The organism is Achromobacter sp. NFACC18-2 (assembly GCF_900108985.1).
GTDB lineage: Bacteria > Pseudomonadota > Gammaproteobacteria > Burkholderiales > Burkholderiaceae_B > Achromobacter.
Genome location: NZ_FNYM01000007.1, coordinates 299,393 through 320,370, shown reverse-complemented (window position 1 = coordinate 320,370; position 20,978 = coordinate 299,393). Strand labels below are relative to the sequence as shown.

The 20,978-nt window shown below is 67.9% G+C and carries 23 protein-coding genes and 1 riboswitch; of the genes, 9 read left to right on the top strand and 14 right to left on the bottom strand.

What is annotated here, in order from left to right:
- Nucleotides 1–2 precede the first annotated feature (2 nt).
- The 3 genes from BMW75_RS13705 to BMW75_RS13695 form a co-directional block, all read right to left on the bottom strand.
- On the bottom strand, nucleotides 3–524 hold the full coding sequence (locus BMW75_RS13705; protein WP_076518617.1) for a lipocalin family protein: 522 nt from the start codon (nucleotides 522–524) through the stop codon (nucleotides 3–5).
- 96 nt (nucleotides 525–620) lie between these two features.
- On the bottom strand, nucleotides 621–2,192 hold the full coding sequence (gene gshA, locus BMW75_RS13700) for a glutamate--cysteine ligase (RefSeq protein ID WP_076518618.1): 1,572 nt from the start codon (nucleotides 2,190–2,192) through the stop codon (nucleotides 621–623).
- Nucleotides 2,193–2,224: 32 nt separating this feature from the next.
- Nucleotides 2,225–3,223 (bottom strand): alpha/beta hydrolase, encoded by a 999-nt coding sequence (locus tag BMW75_RS13695; RefSeq protein ID WP_092579990.1) that lies wholly within the window; start codon nucleotides 3,221–3,223, stop codon nucleotides 2,225–2,227.
- 45 nt (nucleotides 3,224–3,268) lie between these two features.
- On the opposite strand from BMW75_RS13695, the gene BMW75_RS13690 reads away from it, so the two are divergent.
- Nucleotides 3,269–3,808 (top strand): hypothetical protein, encoded by a 540-nt coding sequence (locus BMW75_RS13690; RefSeq protein WP_076518620.1) that lies wholly within the window; start codon nucleotides 3,269–3,271, stop codon nucleotides 3,806–3,808.
- On the opposite strand, the gene BMW75_RS13685 is transcribed toward BMW75_RS13690, so the two are convergent.
- Nucleotides 3,798–4,064: a helix-turn-helix domain-containing protein gene (locus BMW75_RS13685; protein ID WP_371467083.1), complete on the bottom strand. Its 267-nt coding sequence runs from the start codon at nucleotides 4,062–4,064 to the stop codon at nucleotides 3,798–3,800. The genes BMW75_RS13690 and BMW75_RS13685 overlap by 11 nt on opposite strands.
- A gap of 134 nt (nucleotides 4,065–4,198) precedes the next feature.
- Between BMW75_RS13685 and BMW75_RS13680 the strand changes: the two genes are divergently transcribed.
- Nucleotides 4,199–5,095, top strand: coding sequence for an AEC family transporter (locus BMW75_RS13680; protein ID WP_092579988.1), 897 nt, complete (start codon nucleotides 4,199–4,201; stop codon nucleotides 5,093–5,095).
- Nucleotides 5,096–5,111: 16 nt separating this feature from the next.
- On the opposite strand, the gene BMW75_RS13675 is transcribed toward BMW75_RS13680, so the two are convergent.
- The 5 genes from BMW75_RS13675 to BMW75_RS13655 form a co-directional block, all read right to left on the bottom strand.
- Nucleotides 5,112–6,119 (bottom strand): Ldh family oxidoreductase, encoded by a 1,008-nt coding sequence (locus BMW75_RS13675; protein ID WP_092579986.1) that lies wholly within the window; start codon nucleotides 6,117–6,119, stop codon nucleotides 5,112–5,114.
- A 34-nt stretch (nucleotides 6,120–6,153) separates the two neighbouring features.
- Nucleotides 6,154–7,089 carry a hydroxyacid dehydrogenase gene (locus BMW75_RS13670; protein WP_092579984.1) on the bottom strand — a complete coding sequence of 312 codons (936 nt, stop codon included), beginning with the start codon at nucleotides 7,087–7,089 and terminating at the stop codon, nucleotides 6,154–6,156.
- Nucleotides 7,090–7,126: 37 nt separating this feature from the next.
- Nucleotides 7,127–8,140, bottom strand: a complete 1,014-nt coding sequence (locus BMW75_RS13665) for a Bug family tripartite tricarboxylate transporter substrate binding protein (RefSeq protein ID WP_076518625.1) — start codon at nucleotides 8,138–8,140, stop codon at nucleotides 7,127–7,129.
- 156 nt (nucleotides 8,141–8,296) lie between these two features.
- A complete protein-coding gene (locus tag BMW75_RS13660; RefSeq protein WP_092579982.1) occupies nucleotides 8,297–9,472 on the bottom strand; it encodes a UxaA family hydrolase in 1,176 nt (391 codons plus the stop codon).
- A 28-nt stretch (nucleotides 9,473–9,500) separates the two neighbouring features.
- Nucleotides 9,501–9,782, bottom strand: a complete 282-nt coding sequence (locus BMW75_RS13655) for a UxaA family hydrolase (protein ID WP_076518627.1) — start codon at nucleotides 9,780–9,782, stop codon at nucleotides 9,501–9,503.
- Nucleotides 9,783–9,965: 183 nt separating this feature from the next.
- Here BMW75_RS13655 and BMW75_RS13650 point away from each other — a divergent pair, with 183 nt between their 5' ends.
- From BMW75_RS13650 to BMW75_RS13635, 4 genes are all read left to right on the top strand, one after another.
- Nucleotides 9,966–10,727: a GntR family transcriptional regulator gene (locus BMW75_RS13650; RefSeq protein ID WP_092579980.1), complete on the top strand. Its 762-nt coding sequence runs from the start codon at nucleotides 9,966–9,968 to the stop codon at nucleotides 10,725–10,727.
- A 104-nt stretch (nucleotides 10,728–10,831) separates the two neighbouring features.
- Nucleotides 10,832–10,913: riboswitch (SAM riboswitch) on the top strand.
- Nucleotides 10,903–12,162, top strand: a complete 1,260-nt coding sequence (locus BMW75_RS13645; protein ID WP_172805872.1) for a homoserine O-succinyltransferase MetX — start codon at nucleotides 10,903–10,905, stop codon at nucleotides 12,160–12,162. Its footprint overlaps the riboswitch before it by 11 nt.
- Complete coding sequence (gene metW, locus BMW75_RS13640) at nucleotides 12,159–12,773, top strand: methionine biosynthesis protein MetW (protein WP_092579978.1); 615 nt, start codon at nucleotides 12,159–12,161, stop codon at nucleotides 12,771–12,773. Before BMW75_RS13645 ends, metW begins: the two co-directional genes overlap by 4 nt.
- 106 nt (nucleotides 12,774–12,879) lie before the next feature.
- Nucleotides 12,880–14,127, top strand: a complete 1,248-nt coding sequence (locus BMW75_RS13635) for a muropeptide transporter (RefSeq protein WP_092579976.1) — start codon at nucleotides 12,880–12,882, stop codon at nucleotides 14,125–14,127.
- 74 nt (nucleotides 14,128–14,201) lie between these two features.
- Here BMW75_RS13635 and BMW75_RS13630 read toward each other — a convergent pair whose 3' ends face one another.
- Nucleotides 14,202–15,071 carry a universal stress protein gene (locus BMW75_RS13630; protein WP_092579974.1) on the bottom strand — a complete coding sequence of 290 codons (870 nt, stop codon included), beginning with the start codon at nucleotides 15,069–15,071 and terminating at the stop codon, nucleotides 14,202–14,204.
- Nucleotides 15,072–15,293: 222 nt separating this feature from the next.
- Here BMW75_RS13630 and BMW75_RS13625 point away from each other — a divergent pair, with 222 nt between their 5' ends.
- Together BMW75_RS13625 and BMW75_RS13620 are read left to right on the top strand one after the other, a co-directional pair.
- Nucleotides 15,294–15,932, top strand: coding sequence for a trimeric intracellular cation channel family protein (locus BMW75_RS13625; protein WP_056564767.1), 639 nt, complete (start codon nucleotides 15,294–15,296; stop codon nucleotides 15,930–15,932).
- Nucleotides 15,933–16,241: 309 nt separating this feature from the next.
- Nucleotides 16,242–16,913 (top strand): GntR family transcriptional regulator, encoded by a 672-nt coding sequence (locus tag BMW75_RS13620; protein WP_092579972.1) that lies wholly within the window; start codon nucleotides 16,242–16,244, stop codon nucleotides 16,911–16,913.
- 6 nt (nucleotides 16,914–16,919) lie between these two features.
- On the opposite strand, the gene BMW75_RS13615 is transcribed toward BMW75_RS13620, so the two are convergent.
- The 4 genes from BMW75_RS13615 to BMW75_RS13600 are packed head-to-tail and all read right to left on the bottom strand — an operon-like array spanning nucleotide 16,920 to nucleotide 19,880.
- Nucleotides 16,920–17,687: a LamB/YcsF family protein gene (locus tag BMW75_RS13615; protein ID WP_092579970.1), complete on the bottom strand. Its 768-nt coding sequence runs from the start codon at nucleotides 17,685–17,687 to the stop codon at nucleotides 16,920–16,922.
- Between the two features lie 13 nt (nucleotides 17,688–17,700).
- Nucleotides 17,701–18,693 (bottom strand): 5-oxoprolinase subunit C family protein, encoded by a 993-nt coding sequence (locus BMW75_RS13610; protein ID WP_076518634.1) that lies wholly within the window; start codon nucleotides 18,691–18,693, stop codon nucleotides 17,701–17,703.
- On the bottom strand, nucleotides 18,690–19,430 hold the full coding sequence (gene pxpB / locus BMW75_RS13605; protein WP_092579968.1) for a 5-oxoprolinase subunit PxpB: 741 nt from the start codon (nucleotides 19,428–19,430) through the stop codon (nucleotides 18,690–18,692). The genes BMW75_RS13610 and pxpB overlap by 4 nt, the downstream gene beginning before the upstream one ends.
- Before the next feature lie 18 nt (nucleotides 19,431–19,448).
- The gene (locus tag BMW75_RS13600; RefSeq protein WP_076518636.1) at nucleotides 19,449–19,880 is read right to left on the bottom strand and encodes a VOC family protein; all 432 of its coding nucleotides are present in this window, start codon (nucleotides 19,878–19,880) and stop codon (nucleotides 19,449–19,451) included.
- A 150-nt stretch (nucleotides 19,881–20,030) separates the two neighbouring features.
- Between BMW75_RS13600 and BMW75_RS13595 the strand changes: the two genes are divergently transcribed.
- On the top strand, nucleotides 20,031–20,897 hold the full coding sequence (locus tag BMW75_RS13595) for a LysR family transcriptional regulator (protein ID WP_092580038.1): 867 nt from the start codon (nucleotides 20,031–20,033) through the stop codon (nucleotides 20,895–20,897).
- The last annotated feature ends 81 nt before the right edge of the window (nucleotides 20,898–20,978 follow it).

The window sequence follows — 20,978 nt, the reverse complement described above, 5'->3', positions numbered from 1 at the left end:
GCTTACTTCTGCGGCGTGTAGCGCAGCTCGTCGAGCTGGTAGCCCTGCGCCGTGGCGGCGGCCAGCGCCTTGTCCAGTTCTTCCTTGGGCAGTTGCGGCGAGCGCGACAGGATCCACAGGTACTTGCGGTCGGGCGTGCCGACGACCGCCCAGCGGTAGTCCGGGTCCAGGCCGATCACCCAGTAATCGCCCTTGAACGGCTTGAAGAACGACACTTCGAGCTTGGCGTTGTTGCTGCCTTCGACCACCGTGGCGGTGCCCGAGGCCGAATCGATATCCCCGTCCTTGGTGCGGCAGCGGTTGTTCACGCCGATCGTGCCGTCGGGGTTGGCGGTGTACTCGGCGGTCGTGTCTCCCACGCAGTTGCGCTGGAAGAACATGGGGAAGTTGGCGATTTCGTACCACATCCCGACGTAGCGTTTCAGATCCACGGATTCCACGGTCTGCATGGGCGGCGGCGCGGCATGGGCGATGCCCGCCACACTGGCCGCCAGGGCCAGCAGGAATGTTGCGGTGCGGCGCATGGATAAAACCTCCTGATATGACTGGTAAGGGTTCGCGCCGCCTGCCCGGCAGGCGGCGCGGACCGAGCCCTAACGATACGCCTTATTTGATACGCCTTACTTGCGCGGCGCTTTCAGCGCGGCGTGATAGCGGCTCACGTAGGTGTCGAAATCCTCGGTGTCCGACTGCTCCAGGCGCAGCTGTTCGGCGGCGGACTGCACCGCCGCCTGCTGATAGGCCGCCGCCACATCGGCCGGCAGCGGTTGCGCGCGCAGTGTATCCGCATGCTTGCGGCTGAGCGCCAGCGAGTAGTCGTGGAACGACAGGCCGCTGTCCTTCAATTCGGCCAGCAGGCGCGCCGACGGCGTGGTGTCGGGACGGTCGAGCTTGTCGCGCTGCGCGGCGAGGGCGTCGGCATACGCGCTGCCGCCCATCACGCTGTCGTACAGCGCGGCGTAGGGCGCGATCTGATCCAGCAGTTCATGGCCCCATTGCGACAGGCCGATGGCCTGGCCTTCGCGGTCCAGCATGAGGCCGGGCTTGCGGCCTTCCTTGACCACGATCGAGAAATTGTCGGCGCTGCGCTGACAGTAGCCGTTGGCCGGGAAAAAGGGGCTGTCGGAGGCCGTGCAGAACAGCAGGAAAGCGTCGACGAAGCGGGCGGTGGCCGGCTCGATGCCGACGGGCGAATACGGATCGATGTCCAGGCAACGCACTTCCACGTACTGCACGCCGCGCTCGGCCAGCGCCGTGATGGGGCGTTCGCAGCGGCCAGTGGCGCGCTTGGGGCGGATACTGGAGTAGTACTCGTTTTCGATCTGCAGCACGTTGGTGTTGAGCTGGATCCATTCGCCGTTGCGATGCGTGCCGATCTTCTGGTAATCAGGCCAGGGCTGCGTCACGGCGCCGTACAGGCGGCCGAGGAAGGTGTCCAGGTCGTTGTAGCAGAGCTTGAGCTGCGACTGCGCCTTGTTCTGGTAGCCCAGGTCGCTCATGCGCAGGCTGGTGGCGTACGGCAGGTACAGCGTGTGGTCGCCCAGCTTTTCCAGCGCATGGTCCTGGCCTTGCAGGAAATCGCTGGCCAGCGCGGGCGCCGAGCCGAACAGATACATCAGCAGCCACGAATAGCGCGTGAAGTTGCGGATCAGGCCGATGTAGCCGCGCGAGCGGCGGTCCTGGTCCGAGCCCGGCTGCGTATCGAGCACCGACCACAGGGCTTCGGGCAGGGAGAAGTTGTAATGCACGCCGGCGATGCACTGCATCGTCTTGCCGTAGCGCTCGGCCAGGCCGCGGCGGTAGACGTGCTTGAGCATGCCGGTGTTGGACGTGCCGTACCAGGCGATGGGGATTTCCGGTTCGGGCGGCAGCGTGGCCGGCATGGACTGGTTCCAGATCAGTTCATGGTCCAGCACGCCGTAGACATGGCGGTGGGTATCGGCAAGCTCGGACAGCAGCGCGTCCACGTCCTGGTGCGTGCCCGTGATCAGTTCGAGCAGCGATTCGGAATAATCGGTGGTGACGTGTTCGTTCGTCAGCGCCGAGCCCAGGCCGGCGGGGTGCGGCGTGCGGGCCAGGATGCCCTGTTCGTCCACGCGCAGGCCTTCTTTCTCGATGCCCCGCAGGGTCTGGGTCAGCAGCGAGCGGTTGGCCTCTAGGCGGGCGAGGCGGTTGGCGGCAGTATCGGTCACGGAGTGTTCTCGTTGGGGGCTGTCGCCGGATTTTACGGGGTGCTGGCCTCCTGTGCAGAGGGAACCAGTACTGGGGACAGGGACAATGCCTGGGCGGTGCGCGCCAGCCATTCGTCCAGGTCAGCATAGACCGGATCGGCGATGGGGGCGGTCTCGTTGAAGATCTCGTGCCAGGCGGTGTCGTACCAGCGCAGGGTCAGCAGTTCGGCCGGCGCCCGCTGGGCGAACTGGCGGCTGCCTTCGGCGGCCACGATGGAATCGTCGCCGGCCACCATCAGCAGGGTGCGGCAGGGCAGCAGGGTGGCTTCGTGCAGGGCCTGCCGTCCGGCTTCGTCCACGAAGCGGGCCAGCCGACCGGTCATCCGGCGCCGCACCAGGGGGTCGGCGCGGTAAGCCTTCACGACGGCACGGTCATGGGAGATGCGGGCCGGGGCCAGGCCGTGCGGCACGCGCAGGTCGGGCGCGTGCAGGGACATCCATGTCAGGGTGCGGCGCACCCAGAGCGGGACATTGACGGCAAAGGGCGGCGAGCTGAGCACCAGCCCGTCCAGGGGCGCCAGGCGATGCTGGGCGATGCGCACGGCGACCAGCGCGCCCAGGCTGTGGCCCAACAGGATGGGCGGCCGCCCGCAAGCCCGCGTCCAGGCCTGCAGCCTGTCCACGGCGTCGGTGACCAGGTCTTCCTGGTGCCGCAGCGTGGCCGGGTGACCGCCCGAGCGGCCATGGCCGCGGTGATCGTGCGCGCCCACCGTCCAGCCGCGGGCGGTCAGCCAGCGCGCCAGCCGGTCATAGCGGCCGGCATGTTCGCTCAGGCCATGCAGGAGGTAGATGCTGGGGCGGCCCATGCCGGGGCGGCCCATGCTGGGGCGGCCCGGGTCCGGGTGGCTGGCATCGGGATGGCTGGCGTCAGCGCGCCCCGCGTCGGGATCATCCCCGCCCGCGATGGGCAGCGGCACGTTGGGCGCCGCCGGCCAGGAATAATTGGCGAGCGGCGTGCCGTCGGGCGCGGGGGCCATGGAAATCGGCGACAATTTCTGGATTCCTCGAAATGACTGGACCTTGCGGGTTCTCGGGTAATGACGATTTCATCGCTGTTTCGTTTCATGTTCAAGAAAGCGGGCGTTTTTTTGGCGCTGGCGCTGGTCTTGGCCGCTTGCTCGCCCAGTTACAACTGGCGCGAGATGGACGTGGCCGACGGCCATGTGCGCGCCGCGTTCCCCGCCCGGGTGTCGACCGAAACCCGGGAACTGAGGCTGGACACGCACACGCTGCCCTTCACCCTGGCCAGCGCCACCGTCGGCGAAGCGGTGTTCGCCGTGGGGTCGGCGCCCCTGCCGCCCGAGATCGCGGCCAGTCCCGCGGCGCGGCAGGCGCTGGGCGTGGCGCTGATGCGATCGCTCTACGCCAACATGCAGGCGCCGCCGCCCAAGGAATGGCCGGCCTTCGGACAGGATATCGAGGTGCACGGCAAGGCGGTCGGCAAGCCGGGCTGGCTGCATGCCAAGGTCTGGGTCACCGACACCATGCTGATCGAGGCGGTGGCCGCCGGCACCGAGGAAAGCCTGCCCGCCGAGCGCGCGCGCGAATTCCTGCGGTCGGTCGTCCTCAAGCCTTGAGCGGTTCAAGCAGGCCCAGCCGCAGGGCCGCGACCACCGCCGCGCGCCGGCCGCGCACGCCCAGCCGGGCGCAGGCGTTGCGCAGGTGGAAATTCACGGTGCTTTCGCTGACGCCCAATATGCGGGACGTTTCCCAACTGGTCTTGCCCGCGGCCGACCATCGCAGGCACGCGGCCTGGCGGTCGGACAGGCCCACGCCTGAGGGCGGGACGGCGCTGCGGATGGCGCAACGCGATGGGTGGGCAAGAAGGCGCATCGGTGTGGCGGACATGGCGGCGGGGGCGGGGCGCCCGGTTGTGGACAAGGCCCCATGCTGCGGCGTCGGCCTCTGCCCGCGCAAGCAACGATGCCGTGACGCATCGGTCTTTTTATCTTTGACGGAATAGTTGCATGTTGGCCATCGCGCAGTTCTATTTGTCAGCCATCGTGCTGATGTTGCCGCTGCTTTGCTGCGTGGGCATCGGGCTTTTCTGGGGCAAGCGCGATCTGCCCTTCGGCGGCAGCTTCATCACCACGCTGGTGACCTCCGTGACCACGCCCGCGCTGGTGTTCCACACCTTCGTCACCACCCGCCTGGACGACCGCGCGCTGGCCGATGTGGCCGCCGCGACGCTGATCGCCCTGCTGCTGTGCGCGCTGGTCAGCGCGGCGTTGCTCAAGGCCTGGAAACTGCCGGTGCTGAGCCTCTTGCCCACGGCCTTCCTGCCGAACGCCGGCAACCTGGGGCTGCCGATTTCGCAGCTGGCATTCGGCGACGCCGGCCTGTCCGTCGCCGTGGCATTTTTCGCCGTGAACTCGTTCGTGATGCACACCATCGCGGTGCGCCTGCTGCCGGGCGTGAACACGAAGGGAAGTTGGAAGAGTCCGATTCTGCTGGCGTCGGTGGTGGCCGTGGCGATGCGCCTGCTGCACATCCCGGTGCCGGCGTGGGTCATCGAGACGGCGCGCATGCTGGGCGCGGTCACCGTCCCGCTGATGCTGCTGAGCCTGGGCCACGCGCTTGCGCTCATTCCCTCCAATGGCATGCGCGACGGCGCCAAGGTCGGGGCGATCCGCCTGGTGGTGGGGCTGGCGGCGGGGCTGGTGGTGGCGTGGGCGCTGGACCTGGAGCCGGTGCTGGCCGGCGCGCTGACGCTGCAGATGGCCATGCCCTGCGCGGTGGTCAGCTACATGTACACCCGGCGCTACACGCCGCTGGGCGATACCGCGGCGGGCGCCGTGCTGGTGTCCACCGTGGTGTTCCTGCTGCTGGCGCCGCTGATGCTGTGGTTCACCCACGGGCATTAGGGCGCCCGGTGGCCGGTCAGCCGGCGCCGGCCAGCGTGCGCAGTTGCGCCATCAGCGCATCGGGCAGGTCCAGGCCGTGCTTGACGGCCTCGTCGCGCAGCTTGCGTCGGCGGTCGCCCGGCAGGCGCACGCCCTCGTCCTCGAGCATCGCGTCGACCAGCGTTTCCACGCGTTCCAGATACACGTCGTTGCCCGCCAACGCATTGGGGTCGATCGCCATGAACGCCTGCCCCAGGCGCGCCGGGCCGCCTTCGTCCACGAAGAACGACTCGTTTTCGTTGCCAAAGCGCGCGCCGGTCAGGGCGCAGGCCATGAGTTCAACGATGAGGGCAAGCATGGCGCCCTTGACGCCGCCTGCGGGCAGCATGCTGCCGGCAAGACCCGCCTTCGGATCGGTGGTCGGCTGGCCCTGCGCATCCAGCGCCCAGCCCAGCGGGATCGGCTGGTTGTCGCGCGCCGCGATCATGAGCTTGCCGCGCGCCACCTGCGACAGCGACAGGTCGATGACCAGCCGTGCGCCGCCGCGGCGCGGGAAGATCGCCGCGATGGGGTTGGTGCCGAACAGCGGGCGCTTGCCGCCCCAGGCCGGCATGGCGGCGGGCGAGTTGCTGAGCGCCAGCCCGACCATGCCGGCATCGGCCAGGGCTTCGAGGTGGTAGGCGGCCTCGCCGAAATGATGGCTGTTGGCCACGCCGACGAACGCCACGCCATGTTCGCGGGCGCGCACGGTGGCCTGTTCGACCGCCAGGGAGCAGGCCGGAAAGGCCAGGCCCGAGCCGGCGTCGATCAGGGCCGCGCCGCCGCGCTCGTTCACGATGCGGGGCACGGCCGAGCCGATGGCGCGGCCCGTGCGCAGGTGCCCCGCGTAGAACGGCACGCGCGACAGCCCATGGGAGCTGAGTCCCTGGCTTTCCGCAAAGACCAGGGCGCGCGCGGTGCTGTCGGCCATGGCCGGATTGGCGCCGGCGGCGGCGAGGCCGGCCGCGGCCAGGTGTTGGAGTTCGTCCAGATAGATGTGAGCCATATCCTTCCTGTCGTGGGAGGCGCGCCGCGCCTCGTCAGCGTGCGCGGGCGTCAAGCGCCATTGTCACACCGGCGGCCACCATGTCGGAAACGCGGGTGTTGGCCTCTTGCGTGAGTCCGGCGATGTGCGGGGTGAGAATCAGGTTCGGCGCCTGCGCCAGCGGGCTGCCCGCGGGCAGTGGTTCCTGTTCGAACACGTCCAGCGCGGCGCCGCGCAGCCGCCCGGCGCGCAGCGCGTTGGCGAGCGCGGCTTCGTCCACGATGCCGCCGCGCGAGGTATTGATGAGGACGGCCCCTGCGCGCATGCGGTCGATGCGCGCGGCGTCCAGCAGGTGCCGGGTTTCGGGCGTGAGGGGCACGTGCAGCGTCACCACGTCCGCCTGCGCGAGCAGGTCGTCCAGCGGCAGCGGCTCGGCGCCGGCCTCTCCCCAGGCGGGATGGCCGGGCGGCAGGGCGGCGTCGCTGCCCACGACGCGCATGCCCAGTCCGCGCGCGAGCTGTGCGGCCAGGCGGCCGATGCCGCCGAATCCCACCACGCCCAGCGTGCGGCCGTGCGCCTCCAGGCCCTGGGAAAGCGCGTTGCGGGGCCACTTGCCCGCCGCGACGTCCGCCGTGGACGCGTAGGCGCCGCGCAACAGCGACAGCATCGTGCCGATGACGTACTCGGCCACGGCGCGGGCATTGGCGCCCGTCGCGGGAATGACCGTGATGCCGCGCGCCTCGCAGCCGGGCAGGTCGATGTTGTCCAGCCCGACCCCCAGCCTGCCCACCGCGAGCAGGCGCGGCGCGGCCGCCAGCAGCTCGGCGTTCACCTGGCTGCGGTTGCGCACGATGAGGGCATCCGCGTGCGCGGCGGCGTCGAGCAGCGCGCCGCGCCGCTCGACCAGGTCAGGCTCGTAGCGCACGTCGAACCGTTGCCGCAAGGCATCGACCGCGGGCGCGTCCATGAACTCCGATATCAGTACTTGCATCTGCCGGGCTCCTCTTCGTGGTGGGCAGTGTGGCCGCTCAGGCGACCTGGATGTTGGCGTCGCGGATGATCTTGGCCCAGCGGTCGACCTCGGACTTCAGGTAGGCGCCGAACTCCTGCGGACCGCGCGGCTGGGGCACGAAGCCCAATTGCTGCAGGGCCTGCTGCATGGCGGGCTGCGAGACCTGCTTGACGATCGCGCTGCCGATGCGCTGGACCAGTTCGGGCGGCGTGCCGGCGGGCGCGAGCACACCGGTGAAGTTTTCGACGATCAGGTCCGGCAGGCCGACTTCGGCCGTGGTCGGCAGATCCGGCAAGTCATTGCTGCGTTTGCGCGTGGTGATCGCCAGCGCGCGCAGCGACCCGTTCTTCACGTGCGCCAGCGATTCGGGATAGTTGGAGAACACCACGTCCAGGTGGCCGCCGATCAGGTCGGTGAGCGAAGGCGCGCCGCCCTTGTACGGGACATGCATCAGCGGGACGCCGGTCAGCTTCTGGTAGAGCGCCAGCGTCAGGTGCGGCGGCGTGCCGTTGCCGCTGGAGCCTGCCGACAGCGGCTTGGCCTTGGCCGCGCGCGCCAGGTCGTCCATGCTCTTGATGGGGCTTTTGGCGTTGACCACCACCATGATGGGCGAAGAGGCCAGGCCGGCCAGCGGCGTCAGGTCGCGGGTCAGGTCGTAGCCCGCCTTGCCCGCGAACAGCGTGGCGTTGGCCGCATGCGACAGGGTGATGGCCAGCCAGGTGTAGCCGTCGGGCGCGGAATGCGAGACGTGCGCGGCGCCGATGTTGGCGCTGCCGCCCGGCTTGTTCTCGACTACGACGTTCCAGCGTTCGGCGTCCGCCAGCGCCTTGCCGACCTGCCGTGCGGCCACGTCGGTCAGCCCGCCGGGCGGGAAGGGCACCACGTAGTTGATGGGGCGTTCGGGCCAGGCGCCTTTCTGCGCCAGGGCCCGCTCCCACGGGGCCAACGCACAGAGACCGGCGGCGCCCAGGGCGCCCAGCAGGCGACGGCGCTGCGCATCTTGCAGGGGGTAATGCGGTTCGCTACTCATCTGTCTTCCTCCTTGGGGATAACGCCCGGGTAGGAATGCATACGCCTATGCTGCCGCGGTCTGCGCCCGGGTCTGCTGGTTCTTGTAGGTGATGCCGCGATGATGCCGCGAGGGGAGGCCGGCGCGTCCTCCTTGACGCGCCGGCCGGGCCGGGCGCTAGGCGCTTTCGAAGATCCGCGTAAGGACGAACTCGCGGTGGCCCAGGGCCTCGGCGGCGGTCCAGCGGCCGTTGGCGGTGGCCAGCATGCATTCGAGCAGCTTGTCGCCGGCCTGATTCAGGTCGATCTCACGCTGCAGGAGGCCGCTGGTGTCCACGTCGATGTGTTCGGACATGGTGCGCACGGTGCGCGGATTGGCGCAGATCTTGATGACCGGCAGGATCGGATTGCCGATGACGTTGCCCTGGCCGGTGGGGAAGAAGTGCACGGCATAGCCCGACGCGGCGCACAGGGTCACCATCTCGGCCGCCGCCGAGGACGAGTCCATGAACCACAAGCCGGGGCCGTCCGGCATTTCGGCCTTGTCGATGACGCCGTCCACGCGGCATTTCTTGCCGATCTTCTGGATGTTGCCCAGCGCCTTTTCCTCGATGGTCGTCAGCCCGCCGGCGATGTTGCCCTTGGTGGGCTGGGACTCGGACAGGTCGCTGGTCTTCCAGCGGTCGATCATGGCCTGGTAGCGGTCGAACATGAACATGAATTTTTCGCGCACGGCATCGTTGGCGCAGCGCTCGGCCACGATGTGTTCGCCGCCGGTGAGTTCGGACGTCTCGCCGAACACCAGGGTGGACCCCAGCGCATAGAGCTTGTCGAAGGCATTGCCGACCGTGGGGTTGGCGCCGCAGCCGGACGTGGTGTCGGATTCGCCGCACTTGGTCGAGACCCACAGGTCCGAGATCGGGCATTCGCTGCGCGTGAGCGCTGTGGCGTAGTGCACGTAATCCTTGGCGCAGCGCGAGGCGCGCATGATGGTGTCGTGGTCGCCGTGCAGTTCGATGGAAAAGCCCATGACGGGCTTGCCCGTGGCGGCGATGCCGTCCACGACGCGCTTGGTCCAGCCTTCCTCGATGCCGATCACGACCACGGCCGCGACGTTGGGGTTACAGCCGGTGCCGATCAGGGTGCGGAAATGCAGCTCCAGATCTTCGCCGAACTGGAGCCGGCCGTAGGGATGAGGCAGGGCCAGGGTGCCCTTGATGTTGTTGGCGACGGCTTCGGCGGCGGCATTGGAGATGTCGTCCACGGGCAGGACGATGACGTGGTTGCGCACGCCGACCCGGCCGTTGTCGCGGCGATAGCCTTGGAAGGTGGTCTGGGCATTGATGATGGACATGGTGGATTCCTGTGCGATGGGGGGACGCTTACCAGCGCTTGGTCTTGATGTTGTGCACATGGGCGTGCTGGCCGGCCTTGATGGGCGCCACCACGCGGCCGATGTCGACGCCATACTTGAAGACCGTGTCGCCGACGTCCATGTCCTTCATCGCCACCTTGTGGCCGATGGGAATGTCCTGCGACGCGCGCACATGGATGATCTTGTCTTCATCCATGATCCAGGCGTTCAGTTCCGTTCCGGCGGTCAGGCCCTCCACCACGGCGACCGCCACCGTGTCCTTCGCATCGTGCAATACGGCGTGAATCATTGTCTTCCTCTCTGGGGTCAGGAGCGCCGCCGGGCTGTTGCTCGCGGCGCGGATCACAACGGCCAGGAAATCTTAGGCCGGTGTTTTTTCAAAGTCAACTAAATCATATATATGAATTACATGACTTGAGCGGATCCGGCCCGCGCCGCTACACTGGGGGTCCGTGAATATTGCGATGCACCCATGAACACCAGCCTGTCACCGACTGTGCCTTTGGGCAGTCCCTTGTACGAACAGGTCAAGCAGGCCGTGCTTGCCGCGCTGGCGCAGGGCGAGTGGAAGCAGGGCGAGGCGATCCCGCCCGAGAAACACCTGGCCGAGCGGTTCGGCGTATCGATCGGCACCCTGCGCAAGGCCATCGACGAACTGGCGGCCGAGAACATCCTGGTGCGCCATCAGGGGCGCGGCACCTACGTGGCGGTGCACACGCGCAACCACCACTTCTTCAAGTTTTTCCGCATCGTCGGGCAGGATGGCAACAAGTCCTATCCGACCACCCAACTGGTGCGCTTTCGCCGCGTGAAGGCGTCGGCGGTGGCGCGCGAAAAGCTGGCGCTGCCGGCGGGCGCCCTGGTGTACGAGTTCCTGAACGTGCTGTCGCTCAACGGCGACGTGGTCATGGCCGACGACGTCTGCCTGCCGGAATCGCGCTTTCCGGGGCTGACCGAAGCGCACCTGCGCGAACGCACCAGCACGCTGTACGCGCTGTACCAGGACCTCTTCGGCGTGAACGTCATTGCCACCGACGAGCGCCTGCGGACCTGCCTGGCCGAGCGCACGCAGGCGCGCTGCCTGGGCGTTCCCGAGGGCAGCGCACTGCTGGAGATCCGCCGCATCGCGTTTTCGTACAACCGCCAGCCGGTGGAGTGGCGGGTGTCGCGCGTGAATACCGAACGCTACGAATACCTGGGCCAGGAGCCCTGGGAGGCCGGCGCCGCGTCCTGAAGCAGGGATTCAGGCATCCGCCGCGCGGGGGCGCGAGGCCCCGATCGCGTGGCGGGCGGCGGATTGCCCCGCCTGCAAGCAGTGCTAGAATTCCTGCCGCACTACCCATTTTCGGCGCCGATTTGCCTGATCCGCTTGCGGGCGCCTTCCAATAAATCCAGCTAAAGAGGTCCGTATGACCACTCCTGCCCAGAATTTGGCCGGTGATTCGGCCAGCGGGTTCGTACCCGCAACCGTCACGACAGCCGATACCGTTGATCCCGGTTCGGTCGGCCTCGTTTCCCCCACCTTCATTCGTTTCGACGAGCCGCTGCCTTTGCTGAGCGGCCAATCGCTGGCGTCGTACGAGCTGGCCGTCGAGACCTACGGCACGCTCAATGCGCAGCGCACCAATGCCGTCCTCATCTGCCACGCGCTCAATGCCTCGCACCACGTCGCGGGGCAGGCCGCGGACAACCCCGCCGACCTCGGCTGGTGGGACAACATGGTGGGCCCCGGCAAGCCGGTGGACACCAACCGCTTCTTCGTGATCGGCGTGAACAACCTGGGCTCCTGCTTCGGCTCGACAGGGCCGGCCAGCATCAACCCCGAGACCGGCAAGCCCTGGGGCGCCGCGTTCCCGGTGCTGACGGTGGAAGACTGGGTGCGGGCGCAGGCGCGGGTGGCGGACCACTTCGGCATCGAACGCTTTGCCGCCGTGATGGGCGGATCGCTGGGCGGCATGCAGGCCCTGAGCTGGTCCATCACCTTGCCCGAGCGCGTGGCCAACTGCATCGTCATCGCCAGCACGCCGCGCCTGTCCGCGCAGAACATCGGCTTTAACGAAGTGGCGCGCCGCGCCATCATCACCGACCCGGATTTCCACGGCGGCGACTACTACGCGCAGGACACCGTGCCGCGCCGCGGCCTGTCGGTGGCGCGCATGATCGGCCACATCACGTATCTGTCCGATGACGACATGGCCGAAAAATTCGGCCGCGCGCAGCGCGCGCCCGCCGAGAACGGCGCCTACCGCTACGGCTACGACGTGGAGTTCGAGGTGGAGTCGTACCTGCGCTACCAGGGCGAAAAGTTCACCCGCTATTTCGACGCCAACACCTATCTGCTGATCACCCGCGCGCTCGACTACTTCGATCCGGCCCGCACCACGGGCGGCGACCTGGCGCGGGCGCTGGCGCCCGCCAAGTCCAATTTCCTGCTGGTGTCGTTTTCGACCGATTGGCGCTTTCCGCCCGAGCGCTCGCGCGAGATCGTGCGCGCGCTGCTCAAGAACGGCAGCCCCGTCACCTATGCCGAGATCGACGCGCCGCACGGGCACGATGCTTTCCTGCTGGAAGACGCCCGCTACCATGCCGTGGTCCGGGGCTACTACGAACGCATCGCGCGCGAGCTGGGCCTGGATGCGGCCGACCTGACCGAAGGACAACCCCAATGACGTCCGTGACACCCCGTTATGCGCACGGCGCGCTGCGGCCCGACCTTGCGCGCATCGCCGGATGGATCGAACCGGGCAGCCGCGTCCTGGACCTGGGCTGCGGCGACGGCGCCTTGCTGGCGCATCTGCGCGACCATCGCCAGGTGAAGGGGGCAGGCGTCGAACTGGACGATACCTGCGTGATCGCCTGCGTGCGGCGCGGTGTCGAAGTCATCCAGCAGAACCTGGAAGACGGCCTGGCGCTCTTTGACGACAAGCAGTTCGATACGGTCGTGCTGTCGCAGACGCTGCAGTCGATGCACCGGACCGAGCACATCCTGCGCGAAATGGCCCGCGTCGCGCGCCACGGCGTGGTGTCGTTCCCCAACTTCGGCTACTGGCCGCATGGCTGGGCCATCCTGCGCGGCCGCATGCCCGTGACGGGCCAGATGCCCTACCAGTGGTACAACACGCCCAACATCCACCTGTGCACGCTGCGCGACTTTGAACAGCTTGCCGGCGAGCTGGACCTGCGCATCCTGGAGCGCGCCACGTTCAACGAAGGCAAGGAAGTCCAGCTCTTCCCGAGCTGGCGCAGCACGCTGGCGGTGTACCGCTTCGCGTCGCCCTGACATTCCGACACGCCTCCTCCTGACGGCGCGGACGAACAGGCCCTAAAATGCCGCAAGCCCGCGGCCAGCGCCTGCGACGCCGCCGGCCACGTTTCAGGAGACCGTCATCACCGCTGTATCCAACGTCTACACCAGCCCCCGCGTCGCCCCGCTGCTGGTCCTGGGTTTTGCCAGCGGCCTGCCGCTCGCCCTGACCAGCGGCACATTGCAGGCGTGGGCCACCGTCGAAGGCGTTCCGCTGCAGGAAATCGGTTTCCTCACCCTCGTGGGCACGGCCTACACCATCAAGTTTCTCTGGGCCCCGCTGGTCGACCGCTTTGTACCGCCCCTGCTGGGCCGCCGACGCGGCTGGATGCTGGTCACGCAATTGCTGCTGGCCGTGGCGATCGTGGCGATGGGCGCGCTGTCTCCCTCATCCGCCCTGATGCCGCTGGCGCTGCTGGCGGTGTTGGTCGCCTTTTTGTCGGCCACGCAGGACATCGCCTTCGACGCCTATTGCACCGACGTGCTGCGCAAGGATGAACGGGGCGCGGGCGCGGCCATCAAGGTCATGGGCTACCGGCTGGCGATGATCGTGTCGGGCGGGCTTGCGCTCATCATGGCGGACCAATGGATAGGGTGGGGCCAGACCTACATGGTGATGGGCGGGCTGATGCTGCTGTGCGCACTGGCCACCCTGTGGGCGCCCGAGCCCGAGCATGTCGCGCGCGCGCCGCGCAGCCTGCGCGAGGCCGTGGCCGAACCCCTGCACGAATTTTTCACCCGGCGCGGCGCGCTGGCGGTGCTGCTGCTGATCGTGCTGTACAAGCTGGGCGATGCGTTCGCCGGCGCCCTGTCCACCACCTTTCTCATCCGCGGCGCGGGCTTCACGCCGACCGAGGTGGGCACCGTGAACAAGGTGCTGGGGCTGGCCGCGACCATCATCGGCGCGCTGGCGGGGGGCTCGGTCATGGCGCGCTGGGGGCTGTACCGCTCATTGATGGCATTCGGTCTGCTGCAGGCGGTGTCGAACCTGGCGTACTGGCTGATCGCGGTCAGCCCGAAGAACATCTGGCTGATGGCGACCGGCGTGGGCATCGAGAACCTGTGCGGCGGCCTGGGCACGGCGTCTTTCGTGGGCCTGTTGATGGCGCTGTGCCGGCAGCGGTTCTCGGCCACGCAGTTTGCGCTGCTGTCGGCCCTGTCGGCCGTGGGCCGCACGTACCTGGCCGGGCCGCTCACGCCGCCGCTGGTCCTGCACCTGGGCTGGCCCGGGTTTTTCCTGCTGACGGTGGCCATCGCCGTGCCCGGCCTGGTGCTGCTGAAGGTCTTGCGCGGCACCATCGACGCCATGGAGAAACAGGGCGAGGCGTAGTCCGCGCCACGCCGCGGCCAACAAAAAGGCGGCGTTCGCGCGCCGCCTTCGTACAGGGCACTGCGTGGCGCGGACTACGCGTCGCCCGACAGCCTGACGATCAGCACGTCGCTGGGCAGGGATTCCAGCAGCCGCTCGGCCACGCTGCCGATGGCGGTGCGCAGGATGCCCGTGCGGCCATGGGTGCCCGTGACGACCAGGTCGGACCGGTGGATGAACGAATACTCGGCCAGCACGGTTTCGGGCTGGCCGGCCTCCAGCACGACCTTGGTCGGCATGCCCTTGGGCAGTTCGGGCGTTTCCGCGATGAAACGCTGGGCGCATTGTTCCGCGGTCTTGTAGAAGCTGCTGACGACGGCGTCATCGGGCACGTTCAGGTTCTGGAACGGCACTTCGTAGGCGTTGAACAGCGTCAGTTCGGCATTGGGGACCAGTTGCAGGGCCGCGCGCAACGCCTGGCGCGAGCCGTCCGAGAAGTCGGTGGCGACCAGCACGTCGCGGTAGGGCCTGCGCGGACGGTTCTTGACGACCAGCACCGGCTGGCGCGCCTGGCGGGCCAGTTTTTCGACGGTGGTGCCCAGCAGCAGGCGGCCCAGCGTTTCCTGGCGGGCGATGCCGGCCACGATCAGCGAGCAGCCGAAGGTGTCGGCGGTTTCGAGGATGCTGGCGACGGGATCGCCCTTGGCGACCACGACTTCGGCAGGGACGTCGGCCGCGGCCACGTCTTCGGCAAGCTCGCGTTCGACGAGGGCCTTGTGGTCAGGCGACATGCGACGCCAGACCGGCGTGGTCAGCCGCGCCGGCGTGGCATGGGATTCCATGACATGCAGCACGATCAGCCTGGTGTTCAGTTCCTTGGTCAACTGCAGGGCGCGATCCAGGGCTCTGTCGCCGCGCGCACTCAGGTCCGTGGCCAGAAGGATGGGGCCAATTTGCTGTGTCATACCTAATCTCCCGGTGATGGCCAGAGAGGCGGCTCCCGCGTCCGCGCTGCCTGGCCCATTAGCGCCCGGTTGGGCTCGTCTCCATTGTCTCGCTGCGACACGAGGCTGGGCTTGATCGATATCAACGCACATCCGAGCGTACGGGATGCGGCGCGCGCAGGCAATGGCGCGGCCCCGGGAAAGGCTCAATACAATGGGGCCTGCCTCAGTCCCTGCCCACCTATGTTTACCGATCTTTCGCCCGCTCTCCTGCATACGCTGTACCTGGTCGCCATCGTCGCCGAGGCCATGACGGCCGCGCTTTCCGCGGGACGCCGCGATATGGACTGGATGGGTGTCTGCATCATCGCCTGCGTGACCGCGCTGGGCGGCGGGTCGCTGCGCGACGTGCTGCTGGGGCACTATCCGCTGACCTGGGTGGTCCATCCCGAATACCTGTGGATGACGGGCGGCGCGGCGATCCTCACCGCGCTGATCGCGCCGGTCATGCGGCGGCTGCGCAGCGTGTTCCTGCTGGCCGACGCGCTGGGGCTGGTGGCGTTCACCGTCATCGGCTGCCAGGTGGCGCAGATGATGCAGTTGCCGATCACGGTGGTGCTCATCAGCGGCATGATCACCGGGTGCGCCGGCGGGGTGCTGCGGGACGTGCTCTGCAACGAGGTGCCGCTGCTGTTCCGCAAGGAACTCTACGCCAGCGTGTCCCTCGTGACCGGCGCCCTGTATCTGGGGTCCATGTCGCTGGGGTTGTCCGCCAACGCCTCGGTGCCGATTGCGCTGGCGGCGGGCCTGACGATGCGCCTGATGGCGTTGCGCTTCAATTGGCAGATGCCGAAGTTCGTGTATCGGGACGACTGGGACTGACGCGCCGGGCCTGCCTGCGGGGAGCAACCCGCCAGTGATGGGGCCGAACCTGGGCTCAACCCGGAGACAACCCGGGCACAACCCTGAATCCCCCGGGGACAACCCGGGAATGTCCCGGAAACAACCGGGAAGCGGCCTGGACGCAACCCTGAGACGGCGCGGAAACAACCCGGAAACGCGGCGAAAACAACTCGCAACCGCGATCCAAACTTTTCCCGGATGAAACAGTGTTTCTGCTTGTGTTTCAATAGATTTCTAGTATCTTGTCACGGTCTCATACCATGCATTGCGCAGTAGAAGGGGAGCCGATTGGACGTCAAAGCGCCCGCCACGATTCCATATTTCCTGCAGGAACAGATTCGTGAATTGATAGTGAGCGGCACCATCCGGCCCGGGCAGCCGTTGCGGGAACAGGAACTGGAGCAACGCTTCGGCACCAGCCGCAGCCCCATCCGGGAGGCGCTGCGCCTGCTGGAGTTGAGTGGCCTGGTGACGCACATCCAGCGCAAGGGCTTCCGGGTCACGCTCTACACCGAAACCCAGATCCGCCATCTGTACATGTTGCGCGCGGAACTGGAGGCCTACGGCATCCGCCAGGTCGCCGAAATGCCCGACGTGGGGCCGCTGGTGGCCGAACTGGGCGCCTGTCACGAGACGATCGTGGCGGCAATGGACCGCCGCGATGTGCGCGGATTCATCGCGGCCTCGCGCGAGTTCTACCTGGCGGCGGCGCGCTATACGGGCAACACGCCGCTCACCAGCATGCTCAGCAAGCTGTACGAACAGATCGAGCCGCTGGGCTATCTGTTGGCCCGGCAGTCGCTGGAGACCATCAAGATTCCTGCCTACACCGCAGCCATCATCCAGGCGCTGGCCAGCCGGGATTTCGACCGCGCGGCCGACCTGACCCGCGGTTATCTGGTGGAAGTGCTGCCGGCCATCCTGCAGGCCTATCGCGAAGCGTCGCTGGACGCCGCCTGACGCGCGTCAGCGGCGCGGCGGCGTGCGTACTTCGATGCCCGCCTGCTCCAGGGCCCGGCGGATGCCATCGGCAAAGACCAGCGCATTGGGCTGGTCGCCATGGATGCAGAGCGTGTCGGCCCGCACCGGCACGTCCTTGCCGTCCACCGACCGCACCAAGCCTTCCCGCACCATGCGCACGACCTGCGCCACCGCAACATCCACGTCTTCGATCATGGCGCCGGCGCGTGTGCGCGGCGTGAGCGAGCCGTCGTCCTGGTAGGAGCGGTCTGCAAAGACTTCGTTGGCGGCCGCCAGGCCGATCGCGTCCGCGGCGTCGATCAGCTTGCTGCCGGCCAGTCCGTACAGGATCAGCGAGGCATCCACGTCCTTCACCGCCTGGCAGATGGCCTGCGCCAGCTTCTCGTCCTTGGCCGCCATGTTGTAGAGCGCGCCGTGGGCCTTCACGTGATGCAGGCGCGCGCCCTGGGACGCCGCCACGCCGGCCAGGGCGCCGATCTGATACACGACGATGTCATAGGCCTCGTCGGGGCTGATCTGCATGACGCGGCGGCCAAAGCCGGCCAGGTCCTGCAGGCTGGGGTGGGCGCCCAGCGCCACGCCCTGCGCCAGCGCCGCCGCCACGGTCTTGCGCATGGTGGCGGGGTCGCCGCCGTGAAAGCCGCAGGCGATATTGGCGGAACTGACGTATTGCAGCACCGCCGCGTCGTTGCCCATGGTCCAGGCGCCATAGCTTTCGCCCATGTCGCAGTTCAAGTCGATGCGGGTGGTCATGGCGGTTTCCTTTCTAGGCCAGAAGCGCGCGCAGCGGCGCCAGCGCCTCATGTAGTTGCACGAAGGCGCGCTCGCGCTCGCCGTCCAGGCGCTGCGCTTCGTCGAGTTCGATCCGCTGGAAGCGCAGCGCGTGGCCGGGCGCGTATTGCGCCAGGGCGGGCAGGTCCACCGTGGCGATCTGCGCGATCTTGGGATAGCCGCCGGTGGTCTGCCGGTCGGCCATGAGAATGATGGCTTCGCCGCCCGAGGGCACCTGCACGGTGCCAAAGCACGCCGCCTCGGACAGCATCTGCCGCGGCTGGTTCATCGAGAGCGCAGGGCCGATCAGGCGATAGCCCATGCGGTCGGACTGCGGGCTGATGCGGAATTCGGATTCGGAGAAGGCCTGGCGGCTGGCTTGCGAGAATTCCGGCCAGTGCACCCCGGGCAGAAAGCGGATGGCGTCGCGCGGCTTGTTGCCCAGCGTCGCGGGCAGGTAGACGCGCACGTTCCAGAGCGCCTGCTGCAACGCCGCCAGGTCGCGATCTTGCGCGAGCGGGCGGCGCAGGGGGATCACATCGCCCTTGGCGAGCGCGCGTCCCTGGAAGCCGCCGAAGCCGCTGCGCAGATAGGTGGTCTCGCTGCCCATGACCGGCGTCAGCGCAAAGCCGCCGTGCACGGCCAGATAGGCCCGCACGCCGACGGCAGGGCGGGCGCCGAAGGCCAGCACGTCGCCCGCGCGCGCGACCAGCGGACGCAGCAGCGGGATGTCCTTGCCGTTCAGGGTGGCGCCCAGATCGGCGCCGGCAAGCGCGAAGCAGGCCGGCGCGTCAAAGCGCAGCGTGGGCCCCGCCAGGGTGATCTCGAGCGTGGCGGGATCGCCGTCGTTGCCCGCCAGCGCATTGGCCAGGCGGTGGGCGCGTTCGTCCATGGCGCCCGCGGCCGGGATGCCCTGGTGCTGGTAGCCTTCGCGCCCACGGTCCTGGAAGCTGGACAGCATGCCCGGCTTGATCACGGTCACGCTCATGGCCGGCCTCCCCGGATGCGGTCGAACTCGTCAGGCGTGATTGGCACGAACCGCACCGTGTCGCCGGGTTGCAGCAGGGCGGCGGGTTCGCGCGCCGGATCAAACATGACGAGCGGCGTGGCGCCGATGATGTTCCAGCCGCCGGGCAGCCGGTTGGGGTAGATGACGGTCTGCCGGTTGGCGATCGCCACCGCGCCGGGCGGCACGGCCGTGCGCGGCGAGGGCCGGCGGGGGATGTTCAGTTTTTCGTCGTGCACACCCAGATAGGCATGGCCGGGCGCGAATCCCAGCATGAACACCATGCTGCGGGGCTCGCTGTGCAGCCGGATCACGGCCTCGGGGGTCAGGTGGGCCGCGCGGGCCACGTCTTCCAGGTCCGGGCCGTGCTCGCCGCCGTAGCAGACGGGGATGTCGACCTCGCGCCCGCCGGCGTCGCCGGTGGGAATGCCCGCGGCCAGCAGTGCCTGGATCTGCTCGGAAAGCGCGGCGTAGGTGGGGCCTTCGCCGTGTCCGCCCGGCCGGTAATGCACCGCGACGGCAACGAAGGACGGCACCACGTCGGTCACGCCCGGCAGCCGCGCATCGCGCAGTTTGCGGGCGGCGGCCAGACAGGTGCGGCCGACGGCCGCGTCGATCTGGTCGCCGAAGGAGACGATCAGGCAGCGGTCACCCTGGGGCAGGATGCGCCAGCGGGTTTCGGCCGGAGAAGGGGGGACGGGATTGACGTTCAACGGCACGAAACCTGTAGTGACGGGTTACTTGGCGAACAACGAATCCATGTTCTTGAACGCCTTGAATTCCAGCGCATTGCCCGACGGATCCAGGAAGAACATGGTGGCCTGTTCGCCCACTTCGCCCTTGAAACGGATGTAGGGCTCAATGACGAACTCGGTACCGGCGTCGGTCAGGCGCTTGGCCATGGCTTCCCATTGTTCCATGGAAAGCACGGCGCCGAAATGGCGCACGGGCACATTATGCGAATCCACGGCGCTGGTGGCCTTGTGGCCGCATTCGCTGGGCGCCAGGTGAGCCACGATCTGGTGGCCGTAGAAATTGAAGTCGATCCATTCGGGCGAGCTGCGGCCCTCGGGACAGCCCAGCTTTTCGCCGTAGAAGGCGCGGGCTTCGGCCAGGTCGCGGACGGGGAAGGCCAGGTGGAACGGCGGCAGGTTGGTTTGAGCGGACATGCAAGGCTCCGGGTCAGGCAAAAGAAAAATGATCGTTCGGACGGCGCGCCGCCGCAAGCGCGGCGGCGGTAGCACCAGGGCATAGTTTAGGTATTGTTTTTTTTATAGCAAAACGATATTTTTCGAGTCTTAGCATCGAAAATTTTGATCGTGATCAAGGAATTCAAGACCTTTCTCGCCGTCGCCCGGGACGGCACCTTTACGGGTGCCGGGGCGCAGCTCGGGTTGACGCAGTCGGCAGTCAGCGCCCAGATCAAGCGCCTGGAGGAATACCTGGGGGTGGAACTCTTCGACCGCGGGCCGCGCGCCGCGGTGTTGAACGCCCAGGGCCGTGAAATGCTGCCGCAGGCCGAAGAGCTGGTCGCCATGGCCGAGCGCATGGCGGCGTCGGCGGGCGGGGGGCATGTCAGCGGGTTGCTGCGGATCGGGGCCATCGCCTCCGTGCAGCAGGATCTGCTGGTTCACGCGGTGGGTGAATTCCGGGCCGTCTATCCCGACGTGCGCGTGCGGATCGTGCCCGGGGTCTCGCTATCGCTGCTGGGCCAGGTGGACGCCGGCGAGGTGGATCTTGCCGTGCTGATCCGCCCGCCTTTCGCCTTGCCGCCGGAACTGGGCTGGCAGCCGCTGATGAGCGAGCCGGTGATGCTGGCGATGCCGGAATCCATGCCCGTCGCACCCTGGCGGGAATTGCTGGCGACCCAGCCCTTCATCCGCTACGACCGCGCGTCATTCGGCGGCCGCGTCGTCGACATATTCCTGAAAAAGCACCGCATCAATGTGCACGAGGCCGTGGAACTCGACGAGATCGAGGCCATCGCGGGCATGGTGCGTCATGGGCTGGGGGTCGCGCTGCTGCCCCGGTTGCGGCGGCTGGACATGACGGGGTTGCGGCTCCTGCCGCTGGGTGACCAGGCCTTTCATCGCGAAATTGGCATCATCGGCCGCATGCCCTTCGATCCGGGCAGCGTGCGCGACAAGATCGCGGAATGCCTGCTGCGCGCGGCTTCCGAGCCTTGATCCGTCGCGCCGCAAGCCCGCCTGGGGCGTCAAAAGAAAAGAGCCCCGATTGGGGCTCTCGCGCCGAAGGGGCTCCTGCCG